Origin of the sequence: Eleftheria terrae (genome assembly GCF_030419005.1) — a bacterium.
Lineage (GTDB): Bacteria > Pseudomonadota > Gammaproteobacteria > Burkholderiales > Burkholderiaceae_C > Caldimonas > Caldimonas terrae.
In genome coordinates, this window is the sequence record NZ_CP106951.1 from 2,628,055 (window position 1) to 2,646,086 (window position 18,032).

Genomic DNA, 18,032 nt, shown 5'->3' on the forward strand with positions numbered 1-18,032 from the left:
GCCGCGCTGCCCGGTCGTCGTCCGAGCGCCGGCGAACCCCTGCGCCATGGGCGCCCGGCCGGGGCCGCGTGCCCGGCCGGCGCGCGCCTTGCCAGCACCGGGGGACGGCGGCGCCCGCGCCTGCGGGCTCGGGCGCCCGCCTGACAGCAACAAGGAGGATGCGATGCATGAACTTGAACTGAAATTCCAGGTGCCGCCGGAAGCCCGCGACCGGGTCGAAGCCGCCGTGCACCGGGGTGGCTGCGCCAGCACCCGGCTGCAGGCCCGGTACTTCGACACCGAGGACGGCCGGCTGGCCCGCGCCGGACTCTCGCTGCGGCTGCGCCGGGAAGGCCGGCTCTGGGTACAGACGCTGAAGGCCGACGGCGACAGCCCGGTGCGCCGGCTGGAGCACGAGGTGGAAGTGCACCCCGCCGCGCGCGGCGAGCCGCCCGCCATCGATCCGGCCCTGCATGCCGGCACACCAGCCGGCGAGCGCCTGAAAGCCGCACTGCAGCCCGACCCGCCGGGCCCGCGGGCAGAACCGCCGATGCTGCTGCCCCGCTACAGCACCGACATCACCCGCCAGACCCGCGAGCTGCGGGTGCCCGGGGGCGGCCGGGTGCAACTGGCCTTCGATGAGGGCCGCCTGCAGGCCGGCGGACGCACCCTGCCGGTGTGCGAGCTGGAACTGGAGCTGCTGCAAGGCCCGGTGGCGGCGCTGATGAAGGTCGGCCGGCGCTGGGCGCTGCAGCACGGGCTGTGGCTGAGCGTGGTGTCCAAGGGCCAGCGCGGCGAGCGCTTGGCGCGCGGCAAAGACCTGGGGCCGGTGCTGAAGGCGCGCCCGCCGCGCCTGCCGCATCCGGCCTCCGGCGACGCCGAGCTGCGCGCGGTGGTGGCGGCCTGTCTGGAGCAGATCCTCGGCAATGCCAGCGAGGTCGGCCAGGACCGCTACAACGAGGACCATGTGCACCAGCTGCGCGTCGGCATTCGCCGGCTGCGCAGCGCGCTGCGCGAGTTGGGCTCGCTGTCGGCGGAGGTGCGGCCGGACTGGGAAGCGCCGCTGGTGAAGGCCTTCCAGGCACTGGGCGACTACCGCGACCGCGACACGGTGCTGCGCTCGGTGCGGCCGCAACTGCAGGAGGCCGGGGCACCGCTGGTGGAGCTGCCCCCGGCCGCGACGGCGGCCGACCCGGCACAGGCGGTCCGCGAGGCCGGCTTCCAGGCGGCGCTGCTCGGGCTCATCGAATTCAGCCTGGCCGAGCCCGCGGGCGGCGAGGCGCCGCATGCCAGCCGCACCACGCGGCGCGAGGCGGCGGCGCGCCTGCGGCGGCTGCACCGCCAGGTGGTGCGCGACGGCCGGCGTTTCACGCGGCTCGACGTGCCGGCCCAGCACCGCGTGCGCAAGCGCCTGAAGCGGCTGCGCTATCTGGCGGAGTTCGTGGCCCCGCTGTTCGGCGAACGGGCGGTTGCCGCCTACCTCGACCGGTTGCGCCCCGCGCAGGACGCGCTCGGCCTGCACAACGACGATGCGGTGGCGCTGGAGCACTATCGTGCCGCCGCGGCATCGGAGCCCGCCGCCTGGTTCGCCGTCGGCTGGCTCACCGCCCACCGCGAGGTGAGTGCGCGGCTGTGCCGCAAGGCGCTGCGCAAGGTGGCCGACGCGCCGCGCTTCTGGAAATCCTGAAGCCGCTGCCGCTATTGCCCGGCCAGGTCGTCCGCGGTGAAAGGCCGCGCCAGCGGCCCACCGGCCGCCAGCCGCAGCACGGTGTTGAGGGTGTAGGGGTCGTCGTCGAAGCCGTTGTGCTGCGTGGCGCGGCACTGCTCGCGGTCTTCGGTGGCGGTGTAGAGGGTGAAGCGGCCCTGCTGCCGGAGCGCCTCGCGCTCGGCCTGCCAGTGCGGGTTGCAGGCCTGCAGCCCGAGCACCGGCGTGCCGCCTTCACGCGCCTCGCAGGCATTGGAGACGTAGTACAGCATCGACTTGCCGTACACCAGCGCCACGTTGTCGTCGCGCTCCAGCGCGTCGGGCAGCTGGAAGACGGTGAGCGCCTTCACCCAGCCGGCGGCCAGCGGCGGATGCAAGCGGCGGCGGTAGAAGTCCACGCTGCAGGCCGGGGCCATCAGCACCAGGTGGTCCACCGGGCGGCCCGGCAGCAGCCGGGCCCAGGCCTGCAGCGCCTCGCCCAGCCACAGCGACCCGGCGCTGTCGGCCAGCAGCGTGATGCGCACCGGCAGCCCGGCGGCCTGTGGCGCGGCCAGCGCCTCGGCCAGCAGGGCCAGTACCTGGGCGCCGGCGCCGTCGCCGGCGTGGGCGGCTGCCGCATCGCTTTGCATCTCGCGCCACAAGGCCTTGCCGAGCGGGCGTGTCAGGCGCTCCAGCAGCCGGTCCTTCCATTCGCCCAGGCCGGCCCGCTCGGTGGCGTAGCGGTCCTTGCCCAGCAGCACGTCGCCCAGCTCTTCGATGAAGCCGGTCTCCCACAGCCAGTGCAGGTGCTCGATGCCGTTGTCGTCGATGACATCACGCCAGGCCCGCACCCGGTTGGCCGCCCGGTTCAGCGTGTTGAGGCCGCCATGCGCGATCAGCAGCAGGTTCAGCGCACCGCGTGCCATGCCGGCCTGCACCTTGGCATGTAGCAGCTCACGCACCCCGGCAGCCGTGCTTGCATAGTCGCCATCGGGCACGAACTGCCCGTCGTCGATGTGCACCAGGTGCTGGGCCACCTCCGCAGGCCGTGGCCCGCCGACCAGCCCGCCGACCAGCCCGCTGACGGCCGCGCGCGGCCGGCCGCCGTGCAGGGCCGCCATCTGCGGCACCGGCTGTGCGAGCGCGACGGCCCACACATCCCAGACATGAGCATCGAAGTCCTCATACGGCCACAGCGCCAGCCCGGGCCGTGCCAGTCCGGCCAGCGGCAGGCCGCCCCAGCCACCCCCCCCGGGCGCCAGCACCAGGAAGCCGCGCGGCTCGTAGCCCACCAGCGTCACTGCATGGCCGCCCTCCGGCCGCGCACCGGGTGCGGCCGCGATCAGCCCCTGCAGCGGCTGCCGCCAGCCGTCGTGGAAAGCCGCCGTGGCCAGCAGCGCGCCGCATTCGCACAGCGCCGCCTGCACCTCGCAGCGCCGCGGCAGCACCCGCCAGTACTGCCGCAGCGGCCATTGCAGCGCCTGGGCCTGGCGGTGCCGGTCAAGCGCGGTGTCCTGCGGATGATCGCTGGGCCACGCGGCCTCGCTGCACACGCCATGCTTGTGCCAGGCCTGCAACACCGCCCGGGCGCTGCTGCTGCGGGCGTCCAGGCCGGGCCAGCGGTCGTAGCGGCGGCCTGTCTCGACCAGCATGCGGGCACTGACGCTGCCGGCATGGCCGGCACGTTGCAGCAGGCAGTCGATGGTGGTGGCCAGCGCGTAGCCGGGGCCGTCGCCCTCGGCCTGCTGCTGCCGGGCCGCCACCAAGTGGGGGAGCGGCAGCAAGGTGTCGGGCACTACCGGGCGGAAGGAGGTGTAGACCCGGTCGCGCGCATCGAAAGAATCGCGCCGGGTGTCGGCAAAAAGCATCATCGCGGGAAGCTCCTGGCTGGGCGTTGCCACGCTGCCTGCACATCACGGTCCTGCCGCCAGGCACCGGGCGGCAGGCCGCTTGGCACCTGTCCGATCGGCCGGGCTGCGCAATGACGGCACATGAACCGTGAAATTTGCCTCATCCAGCCGCCCGGCCTGGTCGCTGTCGTCCCGCCGTCACGTTTGGTTTCTATCTTGGCGCCTCCACCGGGGCCTGAAATGAGCGAGCTGACCCTCTCCCCTCTTGTCTATGCCAAGACCGATGCCGGCCGCCGCGCGCTGTCCGAACGCCGCTTTGCCGGCACGCCCGCCCAACGTGCGCTGTTCATCCTGCTCGACGGCAGGCAACCGCTGCGCCGGCTGGCGGCCGCTGCGCGGGCGCTGGGCGTGGGAATGCACGATGTCGAGGCCCTGGCCGCGCTGGGCTACATCGCGCCGGCGCAGGCCGCGGCGGCTCCCGGGGCGGCTGCCGCGGCGGCGCTGCCGCCCATCGAGCCGGCGCCGATGGTGTCGCGTACCACGCCGCGATCGCTCGCGGCCGCCAAGTTCTACGCGCTGGAACAGGTGGGCCGCATGCTGGGCCAGGCCGATGCCGCACTGCGCGAGGCCGCCCGCGAGGTGGCCGACCGCGATTCCCTGCTGCGCTGGCTGCAGGACTGCCGGCACGCGCTGCAGCAGGTGGCCGGCGAGGAGCGCGCCGGCCTCTTCCTCGCGCGGGTGCAGGAACTGCTGCCCGAGGAGGACGCGGCCGCCCTGCCTCGCTGAATCCGTCGGTCAGCCTGGCCGAGCCGCTGCTGCCCCCCGGCCCGCTCACTCCGGCGCGCCCGCCGCCGGGCCGAGTGCCCGGGCCCGCTCCTGCAGCAGCGCCCGTTCTCGTGCATTGCGGGCCAGTGCGGCGGCCTGCTCGAACTCGGCGCGCGCCTCCCCGTTGCGGCCCAGGCGGGCCAGCAGGTCGCCGCGCACGCTCGGCAGCCAGTGGTACTGGCGCAGGCTGGGCTCGCTGCGCATCGCATCCACGATCTCCAGGCCGGCCGCCGGCCCGAAGGCCATCGCCACCGCCACCGCGCGGTTGAGCTCCACCACCGGCGAGGCGGCGACCTGGGCCAGCGCGTCGTACAAGGCGACGATGGCGACCCAGTCGGTGTCGCCCGCGGTGCGGGCCCGCGCATGGCAGGCCGCGATGCCGGCCTGCAGCGCATACGGCCCGAGCGCGCCGCCGAGCGACTCGGCGCGCTGCAGGGCGGCCAGGCCACGGCGGATCAACAGGCGGTCCCAGCGGGCGCGGTCCTGCTCCAGCAAAAGCACCGGCCGGCCGGCCGCATCCACGCGCGCCGCGGCCCGCGAGGCCTGCAGCTCCATCAGCGCCACCAGGCCGTGCACTTCCGGCTCGGCCGGCGACAGCTGGGCCAGGATGCGGCCCAGCCGCAGCGCCTCGTCGCACAGCGCCGGGCGCATCCAGTCCTCGCCGGCGGTGGCGGTATAGCCTTCGTTGAAAATCAGGTAGATCACCTCGAGCACCGAGGCCAGCCGGCTCGCCAGCGCGTCGCCGCGCGGCAGCTCGAACGGCACCCGTGCCGCCGCCAGCGTGCGCTTGGCCCGCACGATGCGTTGGGCGATGGTGGCTTCCGGCACCAGGAAGGCCCGCGCGATCTCCAGGGTGGTGAGCCCGCCGAGCAGCTTCAAGGTCAGGGCCACCCGGGCGTCGGTCGACAGCACCGGGTGGCAGGCAGTGAAGACCAGCCGCAGCAGGTCGTCGCCGATTTGGTCGGCTCGGGCGGCGTCCAGCGCATCGACGAAGTCCGGCACGACGCCGGCTTCCTGAGCCTCCAGCTCATGGGCCAGCTGCTCGTGCTTGCCGGCCAGCAGCTTGTCGCGGCGCAGCCGGTCGAGCGCACGGTTCTTGGCGGTGGCCACCAGCCAGGCGGCCGGATTGGCCGGCACGCCTTCGCCGGGCCAGTGCTCCAGGGCCGCGACCAGGGCGTCCTGGGCCAGCTCCTCGGCCACGCCGACGTCGCGCACCAGCCGTGCGACGGTGGCGATGATCTTGGCGCGCTCGATGCGCCAGACCGCCTCGATGGCAGCGTGCGGGTCGGCCTGCGGCATCACCGGCACCTCATTGCGGCATGGCGGCGTTCGGGTCCATGTACACCAGCTCCCAGATGTGGCCGTCGAGGTCTTCGAAGCCGTGGGCGTACATGAAGCCGTGGTCCTGCGGCTCGTTCGGCACCGCGCCGCCGGCGTCGCGCGCCTTGGCGACCAGCTCGTCCACCTCGGCGCGGCTGGTGCAGCTCAGGCACACCAGCACCTCGGTGGTCTTGCTGGCGTCCGCGATCGGCTTCTTGGTGAAGGTCTGGAAGAAGGATTCCAGCAGCAGCATGGCAAAGATGTTCTCCTCGATCACCATGCACAGCGCCTTGTCGTTGCTGTACTCGGGATTGAAGCTGTAGCCGAGCGCGGTGAAAAACGTGCGGGTGCGCTCGATGTCCTTGACGGGCAGGTTCACGAAGATCTGGGTGGCCATGGATCGGTCCTTTCTGGAGTGGGCAACGGATGGGGACGGCTCAGGCGCGCCGGGCAGGCGCGCCGGTCGGGACATCGGAAGTGGCGGGCCAGGTGGCCGCTGGTGGGCCAAGGGCCGCCGGGGGCGAGGCGAACACGATGGCGGCCCCTGTCAGTGCTGGCCCACACCGATCTCGCGGAAGCGTTCGATCGCCTCGCCGGCGTCGAAATCGTCCAGCTCGTACATCTGCCGCACCTCGATCTCGCAGTCGACGGCATCGCCGTGCGGGGCCGGGAAGCGCCGCGTCCATTCCAGTGCCTCCTCGCGCGAGCGCACCTGGATCACGGTGTAGCCGGCCACCAGTTCCTTGGTCTCGGTGAAGGGGCCGTCGATCACCGTGCGACGGCCACCGGCATGGCGGATGCGCCAGCCCTTGGCGCTGGGCTGCAGGCCGGAGGCGTCGAGCAACACGCCGGCCTGCGCCAGTCGCTCGTGGTAGTCGGCCATGGCGGCCAGCAGCGCTTGCTGCGGCATCTCGCCGGCCTCGGACTGTGGCGTGGCCTTCACCAGGATCATGAATCGCATCTCGGTTCTCCTTCGGGGGACGGGGAGCCGGGCCTGGAACTGTGGAACCGGAACCCGGCGCTCATCACCACGACGAAGCGGGCCGCGAGATTTCGACAGCCGACAGATCAGTGGAAACCCGGATGCGATGCCGCTCAGGCGGCCGCGTCTTCGTAGCAGGGCGCCAGCGCCCGCACTTCCACCGTGCACCACTCGGCGGCCGGGCACTCGGCGGCCAGGGCGATGGCCTGCTCGCGGCTGTCGCAGTCGAGCAGGAAGAAGCCGCCGACCATTTCCTTCGCTTCGGCGAAGGGGCCGTCCAGCACCTCGCGGCGGCCGCCGCGCACCGCCACCCGGGCGGCGCCGGCCTGCGACTGCAGCGACTCGCTGGCCAGCAAGAGGCCGCGCTCCTTCAGGCTGCGGCCGAAGTCGACCATGCGCTCGTAGGCGGCACGGCCTTCGCTTTCGTTCCGGGTGCGCCTTTGCCCCGGGGGCTCCATGATCAGCAGCATGTATGGCATTGCGATCCCCTGCGCAGCGGGGCCGGACGCGGCCTCGACGACGGGCGATTAGAACATGCAGCCCGTCGCCCGCGGTGCCGGACTACGGCTTCACGTAGGCGTCGCGCGCCTTCACGCCGAGAAAGGGATGGTCGGTGAAGAAACCGTCCAGCCCGAGCTTCAGGAAGGCGTGCACCTGGCCCGCCAGGTTGCCGATGGCGGCCGGGTCGCTGCCGGCGTCGAAGTCGTCGGGCAGGAAGCTGTTCTCGGCGCGGAAGGTCCAGGCATGCACCCGCAGGCCGGCGGCATGCGCGTCACGCACCAGCGAGGTGGGCGTGCCCAGCCGCCCCGCCACCAGCGGGATCAGCAGGCCGGTGTTGGCGCCGATGCCATCGGCGTAGCTGGCGATCTCGGCCAGGCCCTGCGGGCGGGCCAGGTCGGCGTAGCTGCGCGGATCGCCGCTCTGCACGAAGTCCCACGGCCGGCCGGAACCGTTGAGCAGCTGCACCAGCGGCAGCCGCGTCATGCGGCGCAGCTTGCGCAGGTTGGCCGTCTCGAACGACTGGATGAACACCGGCGCCTGCCGGCCGAGGTAGCCATGGCGGTGCAGCGTGCGCACCAGCGGCTCCTCCAGCGCCAGCCCGATGCCCTGGAAGTAGCTCGGGTGCTTGGTCTCCGGATAGACGCCCACCGGCCGCCAGGCGAAGGGCCGGCCCGCCCGGCGCGCTTCCTCGCGGCGGCGCTCGTTGGCCTGCTGCACGAGCTGCAGCACCTCTTCGAAGGTGGGCACCTCGAACATGCCGTCGAAGCGGGTGTTGGCGCTGCGCAGCTGCGGCAGGCGCTCGCGGGCCTGCAGCGTCTTCAGCTCGGCCAGCGTGAAGTCCTCGGTGAACCAGCCGGTGATGGCCGTGCCGTCGATGGTCTTGGTCGTCTTGCGGCTGGCGAACTCGGCCCGCTCGGCCACGTCGGTGGTGGCTTCCTTGATGCTGCCGTCGGCATTCAGGATGGCGATGGCGTTCTCGTGGCGCGCCACCAGCGCACCGTCCTTCGTGCTCACCAGGTCCGGCTCGATGTAGTCGGCGCCCTGCTCGATGGCCAGCCAGTAGGCCGCCAGCGTGTGCTCCGGCAGGTAGCCGCTGGCGCCACGGTGGGCAATGACGATGGGCCGCGGCGAGGCGGAGGCAGGGGGCGACGGGCGGTGCTCGGCCGGCGTGGCCACGGCGGCGGCCGACAACATCAGGGCCGCGGTGGCGGCCAGCAGGCGGGTGCGGAAAGTCAGCAAGCAGGTCTCCTCTGAGGGGCGGGAATGCGGGCCGGCACCGGCCTGCCACGCAGCGCGCACCCTAGTGCGACGCCATGACAGGCCCATGACGGGCCGCCGCGCGGCGCCGCTGGTGGGCGCCTGGCCTCACCCTAGCCGCAGTGTCTCGGCCAGCCAATCCACGAACACCCGCACCCGCGGCGACAGCTGCCGGCTGTGCGCATGCAGCACCGACACCGGCATGGGCGCCGGCCGCCAGGCCGGCAGCACCTCTTCCAGCTCGCCGCTGTCGAGCAGGGCCTGCAGGCCGTGGCGCGGCGCCTGCATCAGGCCGAGCCCGGCACGGCAGCACGACAGGTAGGCCTCGGAGCTGCTGACCGAGATGCGCGAGCGCAGCTTCAGCAGGCGGGTTTGCCCGTTCTCCTCGTATTCCCAGTCGAGGTCGCGGCCGGTGCGGCTGGAGAAGAAGTTGACCGCCCAGTGCGCGGCCAGGTCGGCCGGCTGCTGCGGCCGGCCATGCCGCTCCAGGTAGCTGCGCGCCGCGCAGTTGACCTGCGCCAGCGAGCCCAGCCGCCGGGCCACCAGGCTGGAGTCGCGCAGCGGGCCGATCCGCACGACGCAGTCGATCGCCTCGCCCACCGGGTCCACCAGCCGGTCGGTGGTGCCCAGGCGCAGCTGCAGCTCGGGATAGCGCTCGAAGAAGGCGGGCAGCGCCGGGATCACGTCCAGGTGCGCCAGCCGCTCCGGCAGGTCGACCCGCACCACGCCCTGCGGCCGCAACCGCCCGGCGATCAGGTGCTCGGTGTCGGCCAGCTCCTGCAGCAGCCGCGTGCAGCGCTCCAGGTAGAGGCCGCCCTCCTCGGTGAGCGAGACCTTGCGGGTCGTGCGGTGCAGCAGGCGCACGCCCAGGTGACGCTCCAGCTGCTGCACCGCGCCGGTGACGCTGGCGCGCGGCAGGTCGAGCTGGGCCGCCGCCTTCGAGAAGCTGCCGTGCTCAGCCACCCGGCAGAACACCTTCATCGCGTCGAGACGGTCCATGCGGGCTCGATTGTTCGTAATCCTCGAATAGTAAAGCCAAGCTCAACCACTTTATGCAAAGCCGCCGCACAGCGACCATGACGCCATTCCCACCCACCCGGAGTTTTTCCATGGAACGCACCCCACTCGGCGCCGCCGGCCCCCACGTGTCCGTCCTCGGCCTCGGCTGCATGGGCATGTCCGACCTCTACGGCCCGGCCGACGAGGCCGAAGGCATCGCCACGCTACAGGCGGCGCTCGACGCCGGCATCACGCTGCTGGACACCGGCGACTTCTATGGCATGGGCCACAACGAACTGCTCATCCGCGACGCGCTGAAGGGCCGGCGCCGCGAGCAGGCGGTGCTGAGCGTGAAGTTCGGCGCGCTGCGCGACCCGGCCGGCGGCTGGAACGGCTACGACTCGCGGCCGGTGGCGATCAAGAACTTCCTGGCCTACACGCTGCGGCGGCTGGGCACCGAACATGTCGACATCTACCGCCCGGCACGGCTCGACCCGCAGGTGCCCATCGAGGACACGGTGGGCGCGCTGGCCGACCTGGTGAAGGCCGGCTGGGTGCGCCACATCGGCCTGTCGGAAGTCGGCGCCGACACGCTGCGGCGGGCCCAGGCAGTGCACCCGATCAGCGACCTGCAAATCGAGTACTCCCTGTTGTCTCGCGACATCGAGGCCGAGATCCTGCCCACCTGCCGTGAGCTGGGCATTGGCATCACCGCCTATGGCGTGCTCTCGCGCGGGCTGATCAGCGGCCATTGGGACGCCTCACGCCGCCTGCCGGCGGGGGACTTCCGCAGCCGCAGCCCGCGCTTCGAGCCGGGCAACCTCGACCGCAACCTGACGCTGGTGGAAGCGCTGCGCAGCATCGCCGAGGCCCGCGGCTGCACGGTGGCACAACTGGCGATCGCCTGGGTGCGCTCGCGCGGGACGGACATCGTGCCGCTGATTGGTGCCCGCAGCCGTCCCCGGCTGGCCGAATCGCTCGGCGCCCTGCAGGTCACGCTGTCGCCGCACGAGCTGGCCCGCATCGAAGCCGCCGTGCCGGCGGGCGCCGCGGCCGGCACCCGCTATCCGGCCGCGCAGCTGGCGCACATGGACAGCGTGCGCAGCTGAGCGACCGGCTCAGGCCGGCAGCGCGGCGCCGGCCGGCTGCCGCAGTGCCTGCAGCTCGCCGTCCAGCCGCTGCAGCGTGCCCTGCGGATCGATCCACCAGTCGGTCGACCACAACCGCAGCAGCCGCCAGCCGAGGCCGCGCAGCACCTGTTCGCGCAGCTTGTCGCGGTCACGCGCCGTGGCGGCGCGGCGGTAGGTGAGGCCGTCGCATTCGATCGCGGCCAGGTAGTGGCCGGGCCGCTGCGGATCGACCACCGCCAGGTCGACCTTGAAGGCCGAGACGCCGACCTGCCGGCGCACCTGCCAGCCCCGGCTGGCCAGCGCGCTGGCCACCACCGACTCGAACAGCCCGTCCGCGGGGTGGCCCGCGGCGGGCACCGGCTCACCGAACGCGGCCGCCCCGCGCTCGGCGAACTCCATGAAGTGCTTCAGGTCGCGCACCCCGGCCGAGGCGGTGCGCGACAGGTCCATCTGCTCCGGCCGCAGGCTGGAGAACACCCGCAGCTCATGCCGTGCGCGGGTGATGGCGACATTGAGCCGTCGCTCGCCGCCCTGGCGGTTCATCGGCCCGAAGTTCATCGACACCGCGCCGCCGGCCCCCGGGCCGTAGGTCAGCGAGAAGTACATGATGTCGCGCTCGTCGCCCTGCACGCTTTCCAGGTTCTTCACGAACACGGGCTCCAGGCGGTCCTCGGCGAAGCAGGCCTCGATGGCCGGATCCTGGCGGCGCTCCTCGTCCAGCAAGTCCTCGATGAGCGTCTGCTGCTCGGCATTGAAGGTCACCACGCCCACCGTCATGCCCGACTCGCGGAAGGCCGGCGACTTCAGCCGGCCCACCAGCTCCCGCACCAGCGCCACCGCTTCGGGCCGGTTGGTGCGCGAGCCGCCCTTCTCGTAGAGGCCATCGGCCACATGGTGCAGGCTGACCGCCCGGTCTTCGGTGACCGGCGACGGGAAGGTGACCAGCTCGTTCCCGTAGTAATGCCGGTTCGAGAAGGCAATCAGGCTTTCATGGCGGCTGCGGTAGTGCCAGGCCAGCTTCATCGTCGGCAAATTGGCGCCGATGCATTCGTCGAGGATGCTCTCGAGGTCGGCCTCGACATCGGCATCGGCCTCGTCATCGGCTTCCGCGCGGTCGAAGAAGCGGGTGGGCGGCAGCTGCTTCGGATCGCCCACCATCACCACCTGCTTGCCGCGGGCGATGGCCCCGATGGCATCCCACACCGGGATCTGCGAGGCCTCGTCGAACACCACCAGGTCGAAGTTGGCGGTGTCGGCCGACAGGTACTGCGCGATCGACAGGGGGCTCATCAACAGGCAGGGCGTCAGGCTCAGCACCGCTTGCGGCGCCCGCCGCATCAACTCGCGCAGCGGCAGGTGGCGGGTCTTCTTCTGCATCTCGTAGCGCAGCAGGCCCCAGTCGGTGTTCTTGCCCACGCTGTCGGGCGCCGGCAGCGCGGCACACAGCCGGGCCCGCACCCACTCCTGCGTCAGCCGGGTGAAGCGCTCGTCCAGCGCCTGGAAGTCGCGGATGCGCTTCTCGTGCACCGCCGAGACAAAGCTGCGCAGCCCTTCGTCCGCATCCACCACCGCGTTCAGCCACCAGCGGCTGTAGTCGGTCTCGAAGGCGTGCCGCAGCGTGCCGGGCAGCAGGCGGCCCTGCTCGGCCGCCTGCACCAGCGCGCCCAGCCCGAGGGAGGCGGCCTGCCGGCTGGCGGCCCGCCAGGCACACCACAACGGCAGCTTGCCGGCCGAGGCCAGCAGTGCCGCGGCCAGCTCCGACAGCGCCGCCGGCGGCTGCCACTCGAAGGCCTGCCGGCTCGCGGCCGGCATCTCGGCCAGCTCGGCATAGCGGTGCCAGGCGGCCTCCAGCGCGGCCAGGGCGTCCAGCCAGCCGCGGGCGGCCGCCGCCAGTGGCCCTGCGGCCTGGAGCAGCACACCGGCGTCGCCCAGGCGCTGCTCGAGCGAGCGGCGCACCGCCGTGGCAGCCTGCGCACTGGTGGCCAGCCCGGCCAGGCCTTCGGCCACGGCCGCCTGGAAGGCCAGCGCGGCAGCCAGCGCATCGACCGGCGTCGACGCGCCTTGCCACACGGTGGGAACGGCCGCCGCCAGCGGAGCGAGGCCGTCGAGCCGCCGTTGCAGCGCGGACAGCTCGCGCAGGTGCTGCAGCGTCGCGGCTGCGGCGGCGCCGCAGCGCCCCGCCTCCACCGGCGCCAGGCCCTCGTCCTGCCACGCTTGTCCGGCCTGCACCGCCTGCAATGCACGGTGTAGCCGCAAGGCCGCCGCCGCGGCCGGGGCCTCGGTGCGCCAGCCGGCCCACACCTCGCCGGCCGCGCCCGCCAGCAGCGGCTGCAGTGCGGCCAGCTCGGCATCGATGGCGCGCAGCTCACGCAGCCGGCGCAGGTCTTCGCCAAGCGCCGGGCCACACAGGCCTTCGGCCAGCGGCTCCAGCCCGGTCTCGTCCCAGGGCTGGCCGGCCAATGCCCGAGCGGCCGCCGCCTGGTAGGCGAGCGCTGCCCGCGCGGCTTCCAGCGAGGTTGCCATGCCGGCCCACAGCCGGCCGGTGCGCAAGGCCAGCGTGTCGAGCGACTCGACCTCCGTCTGCAGCGCGCGCATCTTCACCAGCCGCTCGATGTCGCCCGCCAGGTCCGGCTCGCCGGCGCCGCCGGCCGCTGCCTGCAGCTGCCGGCTCAAGCGGCGCCGGCGCCACCAGCCCAAGGGCCAGACGGCCTGCTGTGCCCGCTGCCAGTCACGCTGCAGCTGCCGGGCATCCAGCCCGCCTGCCGCATGGCCATAGGGCAGCGACAGCTGCCGGTGCAATGCCGCATGGGCCGCCAGTGCGGCCACCCCGCGAGCCAGTTCCTCCACCAGCGCGGCCGACCAGGCCGGCCCCAGCTGGCCGACGAGGGCCTGGCGGCGCGCCAGCAGATCCAGGCCCTGGCGCATGCGCTCCTGCACCGCCGGCTCCCAGGGCGGCGGCAGCTGCTGCAGCACCGCCTGCCGGGCCAGCAGCAGCGCATGGCCCTGGCGCAAGCCTTCCACCAGCGCGGCCGCGTCCGGCCGCAGCACGAAGCGCCAGTCGTGCCCGGCCGCCTGCGGCAGCGCGGTGGCCAGCGCCCGCAGGCCTGCGCGCACCGGCGCTTGCAGCGGCCAAGTGGGCAGGTCGAGCTGTTGCAGCCAGGCAGCGCCCGCCGCCTCGGCCGCCTGCGCCGAGGCCTGCAGCGCGCGCGCCGCCTCCAGCAGGCCGGCCTGCCAGGTGGGCGACCAGTCCGCCCGGCCCACCGCCTGCAAGCCGGGCGCCGCCAGCGCTGCGCTGCCGGCCGCCTCGGCGTTGACCTCGAGCAGGTCCACCACCTCACGCAGGCGCGCCAGCCCGACGGCATCATGGCTGTCCGGCGACGGCCAGCCCAGGTGCTGGGCCGGCACCTCGGGCCCCGCCACCACCCGCGAGAGCGCCTCGTGCACGCTGAGGCCGTTGGCATGGCGGCGATGCAGCCGCTCGACATGACCGTTGAGCTGAGCCCGCAGCGCGGCGAGCCGCTCGGCCTCGGCCTGCCAGGCCTCGGCATCGGCGCTGCCGCCGGCCTCCCAGGCGCGACGCAACTGGGCCAGCACCTCGGCCTTGCGGGCCTTGCTCGAATGCAGCTCCAGGCAGAAGTCGCCCAGCCCCACATCGCGCAAGCGTCGCCACACCACGTCGAGCGCCGCCATCTTCTCGGACACGAACAACACCCGCTTGCCTTCGGCCAGGCACTGCGCAATGAGGTTGGAGATGGTCTGGCTCTTGCCCGTGCCCGGCGGGCCGAACAGCACGAAGTCCTTGCCACGCGAGGCCGCCACCACCGCGGACAGCTGCGACGAGTCGGCCGGCAGCGGGCAGAAGGTCTCGCGCGGCGCCAGTTCCTGGTCCAGCCGCTGCGGCTCGGGAAAGGCCACCGCACCGGCATAGGACTCGCGCGGCGTCTCGATCAGGTGGCGCACCACCGGGTTGTGCTTGAGCTGGCCGGTGCGCTCGGTCAGGTCCTTCCACATCAGGTATTTGGCGAAGGAGAAGGTGGACAGCACCACGTCCTCGACCACCTCCCAGCCGGGCACCTCCTTGATGGCCGCCGACACCTGGCGCCAGACACCGGCAATGTCCAGCCCCGCCTCGTCGCGCGGCAGCTCGCCGTCATGCAGGCCCAGGTGGAGCCGGAAGTCCTGCCGCAGCATCTCGATGAGGGTCGGGTTGAACCGCGGCTCGTCGTCATGCAGGCGCAGGCTGAAGCCCGAGCGCACGCTCTTGCGCTCCAGCAGCACCGGCACCAGCAGCAACGGCGCCTTGAAGCGGCGGCCCTCGCGGTCGCCGCGGGTCCAGGACAGGAAGCCCAGCGCCAGGTACAAGGTGTTGGAGCCGCCCTCCTGCAAGGTGGCGCGGGCCGACCGGTACAGCTCCACCAGGCGCGCCTCGAGTTCCGGCGCCGGCAGGCCGACGAACACCTCCTTGCGCTCCAGCGCCTCCAGCGCGTGCTGGCGCCGCAGGTCCTCGCGCTCGCGGCTTTCGTGCAGCGCCTGGCTGCGCGGATCTGCCCCCTCCATCAAGCCCGGCCGGGGCAGCAGCTTCACCGCCTGGCCTGACGCCAGCAGGTCTTCCAGCCGGCTGGCCTCCGGCGCGTCGAGCGGCAACGACTTCTTGCCCGCCTTGAAGCTCAGCAGGTTGTTGCGCAGCGACAGGTCGAGCAGCTTGCGTTGCCAGCGTGTCAGCCGGTCCTGCGGTGTTTCGGGCAGCGGCTCGTCGGTGGCGGGCCGGTCGTCCGGCCCGTCGGGTGCCGCCTCGAACCCCGGCTCTGCCACGGTGGCCTCGCTGCTCGGCAGTGCAGAGGCAAGGGCGGCCTCGGCGCTGGCCAGGGGCTTGATGCGTTGCAGCCGCGCCCGGCGCACGTCCACCGCCAGCTCGAAGGCCTGCCCGCGGTCCTCGGCCACCTGCTGCAGCGCGCGCTCGATCGCATGGCTGAAGGGCGGCAAGGGGCGCTGCGTGAGCAGCGTGGTCTCGAACAGCACCAACTCCTTCAGCCGCACCCGCTTGCGCAAGGCGGTCGGGTCGTCGACCACGCAGCTGCTGAATTCCTCCGGCTGCAGCCAGGCCCCGGCGAAGGCATGCCCCTCGGTGAAGACCAGCAAGGGATGCAGGCCCGCCTGCTCGGCCGCGGCACAGAACAACAAGGCCAGGTCCAGGCAGGTGGCGAGGCCCGCCTCCACCACCTGCGACGGGCTGCGCACCTTTTGGCCGCGGTGCTCGAAGCTGGCCGGCGGCAGCGCATAGTCCAGCCCCAGCCCACCGAGCGCGCTCCACAATGCCGACAACAGCTCCCACGCCCTGCGGCTGCCCTGCCGGTAGCCGTCCAGGTCACTGCCCCGCCCGGCCTGGCGCAGCACCTCTGCGGCCCGCTTGAGCAGGCGGTCCACCGCCGGATCGTTCGGCTGCACGAAGGCCGCAACCATCTCCGGCAGGCCGGCCAGCCCGCCCCACTGATGGCGCGGCAGCAGCTCGACCTCCGTGCGATGGCTCGCCAGCACCACCGAGGTGTCGCCCCGCCGGCGCAGCGAGAACTCGACCGTTGCGCGCTCCGCCTCGGTCAGGCGGCTGAACAGCGTCCCGTCGAGCCGCAGGTCGAGATCGTCGATGCGCAGGCGTTCTCCGGCGGCCAGGGCGTCGATGCGCCAGCAGCGCTCCAGCAGGAAGGCCGGCTCGGCACTCACCACCAGCTCCACCTCCTGCAGGCTGGTCTCGCCGGCGTTCAGCACCGCCAGCTCCCGCAGCACCGGCACCGCGTTCAGGAAGTCGGCCAGGTTGAGCCGGGCGGCCAGCGTCGCGTCGATGCGGGCGCTGCCCGGCGAGGCCGGTGCACGGTCGGTGGGGGTCATGTCCTCTCCTGGAAACAATGGTGTTTTGGTGGCGGGCTGCTGAAGCCGCGCAGCCTCGCTGGCCGCCTGGCGCCGGCTCAGGGCCGGCCTCGGGAACAACGGCACTCAGCCCGGCGTCCGCGCCAGCAGCGCGAGGTAGCGGGCCAGGTCGGCGGCCGAGAAGCAGCAGAAGCGCACCCGTTCGATCCCGGGCAGTCCGGGCAGGGCTTGCTGCACGGCTGCCAGCGCGACCTCGGCCGCCGCGTCGGCCGGATAGCCATACACCCCGGTGCTGATGGCGGGGAAGGCGATGCTGCGGGCCCCGGCCGCGGCCGCCACTTCCAGCGAGCGCCGGTAGCACGATGCCAGCAAGCCGGCTTCGCCCTGAAGGCCACCACGCCACACCGGCCCGACGGTGTGCACCACGAAGCGCGCCGGCAAGCGGAAGCCGGGCGTCAGTTTGGCCTCGCCCGTCGCGCACCCATCAAGCAGCCGGCAGGCTTGCAGCAGCTCGGGCCCCGCCGCGCGGTGGATCGCGCCGTCCACGCCACCGCCGCCCAGCAGGGACGGCTTCGCTGCATTGACGATGGCATCCACGGCCAGGGTGGTGATGTCAGCGTGCAGGGCGTCGAGCGTGGCGGGCATGGAAAGGAAGCGGCTGTGTGGAAGGTGGAACCCATTGTCCATCGACCGGCGCGACTGTGCGCCGCGGCAGACGGCGGGCGCCGCTGAAGGCCGGCGTTGCCTGCTTTCCTTTAGCATCGCGCTCCATCGGCCGCTGCCCGATGTCCGGGCGCGGCACATTGCCCTGAAGGAGCCTCCATGAACTACACGTCCCTGTCGATGGCCTTGCTGCTGGCCGTCGCAAGCGGCTGGGCTGCAGCCCAGGACAACGCCCCCGCCGCAGCAGCATCCGCCGCCTCGGCCACCGCGCCGACCGCCCAGCAGAACAAGATGGCCGTCTGCAACCAGGAGGCCGCCGGCAAGAAGGGCGAAGAGCGCAAGGCGTTCATGAAAGACTGCCTCACCGACAAGAAGAAGGCGCAGCAGAACAAGATGACGCGCTGCAATGCGGAAGCCAAAGGCATGAAGGGTGACGAACGCAAGGCCTTCATGAGCGAGTGCCTGAAGAAATAGCCTCGCGCCATTGGCTGTCGGCTTCATCGCGGCTCTGCAGCGACGGGCGGCCGCTTCGGCCTGTGACGTCGGCTGCAGGTGCCGCCCGTCACACCAGCGATAAAAAGACAAAAGGGTCAGCAAGCTGGAGGCTTGCTGACCCTTGTCGATTTGGCGCGGCTGGCAGGATTCGAACCCACGACCCTTTGGTTCGTAGCCAAATACTCTATCCAACTGAGCTACAGCCGCGAAGCGCGAGAGTATAGCAGTGACTTCTCTCTTCGCAATGGGGAAAGCCGGTCCGCGACGAAAAATCCTGGAGTGCGGTCGGTAGGAGGCTGCAACGGCGGGCAAGGTGGCGGGTATCACGCACAGCCGCCGGCCGCGAAGCCAAGGGCTGGAGCGCGTCTTTGGAGGCGGCAGGCGCCTGGCCCTGTCCGGGCGCCTGCCTTGCTGCCGGCCCGGGCGGGCGCGCACCTTTACAGCGTGCCAGGCGCTCACACCGAAGCCGCGCCCGCCCAACCCGA

General features: G+C 72.5%; 13 protein-coding genes and 1 tRNA gene. 4 read left to right on the plus strand and 10 right to left on the minus strand.

Features of this window, described 5'->3' with window-relative positions; all coding sequences use genetic code 11:
- The first annotated feature begins 163 nt into the window (after positions 1-163).
- Entirely contained in the window at positions 164-1,666 is a 1,503-nt protein-coding gene (locus tag N7L95_RS11540) for a CYTH and CHAD domain-containing protein (protein WP_301259961.1), read from the plus strand.
- An 11-nt stretch (positions 1,667-1,677) separates the two neighbouring features.
- On the opposite strand, the gene N7L95_RS11545 is transcribed toward N7L95_RS11540, so the two are convergent.
- Entirely contained in the window at positions 1,678-3,534 is a 1,857-nt protein-coding gene (locus N7L95_RS11545; protein ID WP_301259962.1) for a C1 family peptidase, read from the minus strand.
- A 219-nt stretch (positions 3,535-3,753) separates the two neighbouring features.
- Between N7L95_RS11545 and N7L95_RS11550 the strand changes: the two genes are divergently transcribed.
- A complete protein-coding gene (locus N7L95_RS11550; protein WP_301259963.1) occupies positions 3,754-4,299 on the plus strand; it encodes a hypothetical protein in 546 nt (181 codons plus the stop codon).
- A 45-nt stretch (positions 4,300-4,344) separates the two neighbouring features.
- On the opposite strand, the gene N7L95_RS11555 is transcribed toward N7L95_RS11550, so the two are convergent.
- The 6 genes from N7L95_RS11555 to N7L95_RS11580 all read right to left on the minus strand — a co-directional run bounded on the left by N7L95_RS11555 (position 4,345) and on the right by N7L95_RS11580 (position 9,397).
- Positions 4,345-5,637 carry an RNA polymerase sigma factor gene (locus N7L95_RS11555; RefSeq protein WP_301259964.1) on the minus strand — a complete coding sequence of 431 codons (1,293 nt, stop codon included), beginning with the start codon at positions 5,635-5,637 and terminating at the stop codon, positions 4,345-4,347.
- A gap of 10 nt (positions 5,638-5,647) precedes the next feature.
- Positions 5,648-6,055 carry a VOC family protein gene (locus N7L95_RS11560; RefSeq protein WP_301259965.1) on the minus strand — a complete coding sequence of 136 codons (408 nt, stop codon included), beginning with the start codon at positions 6,053-6,055 and terminating at the stop codon, positions 5,648-5,650.
- 150 nt (positions 6,056-6,205) lie between these two features.
- Positions 6,206-6,619: a YciI family protein gene (locus N7L95_RS11565; RefSeq protein WP_301259966.1), complete on the minus strand. Its 414-nt coding sequence runs from the start codon at positions 6,617-6,619 to the stop codon at positions 6,206-6,208.
- 134 nt (positions 6,620-6,753) lie between these two features.
- Positions 6,754-7,119 (minus strand): YciI family protein, encoded by a 366-nt coding sequence (locus N7L95_RS11570; RefSeq protein ID WP_301259967.1) that lies wholly within the window; start codon positions 7,117-7,119, stop codon positions 6,754-6,756.
- A gap of 82 nt (positions 7,120-7,201) precedes the next feature.
- The gene (locus N7L95_RS11575) at positions 7,202-8,380 is read right to left on the minus strand and encodes a glycerophosphodiester phosphodiesterase (RefSeq protein ID WP_301259968.1); all 1,179 of its coding nucleotides are present in this window, start codon (positions 8,378-8,380) and stop codon (positions 7,202-7,204) included.
- Between the two features lie 126 nt (positions 8,381-8,506).
- Positions 8,507-9,397 (minus strand): LysR family transcriptional regulator, encoded by an 891-nt coding sequence (locus tag N7L95_RS11580; protein ID WP_301259969.1) that lies wholly within the window; start codon positions 9,395-9,397, stop codon positions 8,507-8,509.
- A gap of 110 nt (positions 9,398-9,507) precedes the next feature.
- Here N7L95_RS11580 and N7L95_RS11585 point away from each other — a divergent pair, with 110 nt between their 5' ends.
- Entirely contained in the window at positions 9,508-10,506 is a 999-nt protein-coding gene (locus N7L95_RS11585) for an aldo/keto reductase (RefSeq protein ID WP_301259970.1), read from the plus strand.
- A gap of 9 nt (positions 10,507-10,515) precedes the next feature.
- Here N7L95_RS11585 and N7L95_RS11590 read toward each other — a convergent pair whose 3' ends face one another.
- Complete coding sequence (locus tag N7L95_RS11590; RefSeq protein WP_301259971.1) at positions 10,516-16,410, minus strand: DUF4011 domain-containing protein; 5,895 nt, start codon at positions 16,408-16,410, stop codon at positions 10,516-10,518.
- 105 nt (positions 16,411-16,515) lie between these two features.
- Positions 16,516-17,034, minus strand: coding sequence for an O-acetyl-ADP-ribose deacetylase (locus tag N7L95_RS11595; protein ID WP_301259972.1), 519 nt, complete (start codon positions 17,032-17,034; stop codon positions 16,516-16,518).
- Between the two features lie 177 nt (positions 17,035-17,211).
- Between N7L95_RS11595 and N7L95_RS11600 the strand changes: the two genes are divergently transcribed.
- Entirely contained in the window at positions 17,212-17,526 is a 315-nt protein-coding gene (locus N7L95_RS11600) for a PsiF family protein (RefSeq protein WP_301259973.1), read from the plus strand.
- A 151-nt stretch (positions 17,527-17,677) separates the two neighbouring features.
- Here N7L95_RS11600 and N7L95_RS11605 read toward each other — a convergent pair.
- Positions 17,678-17,754 (minus strand) — tRNA-Arg (locus N7L95_RS11605).
- Positions 17,755-18,032: the final 278 nt, after the last annotated feature.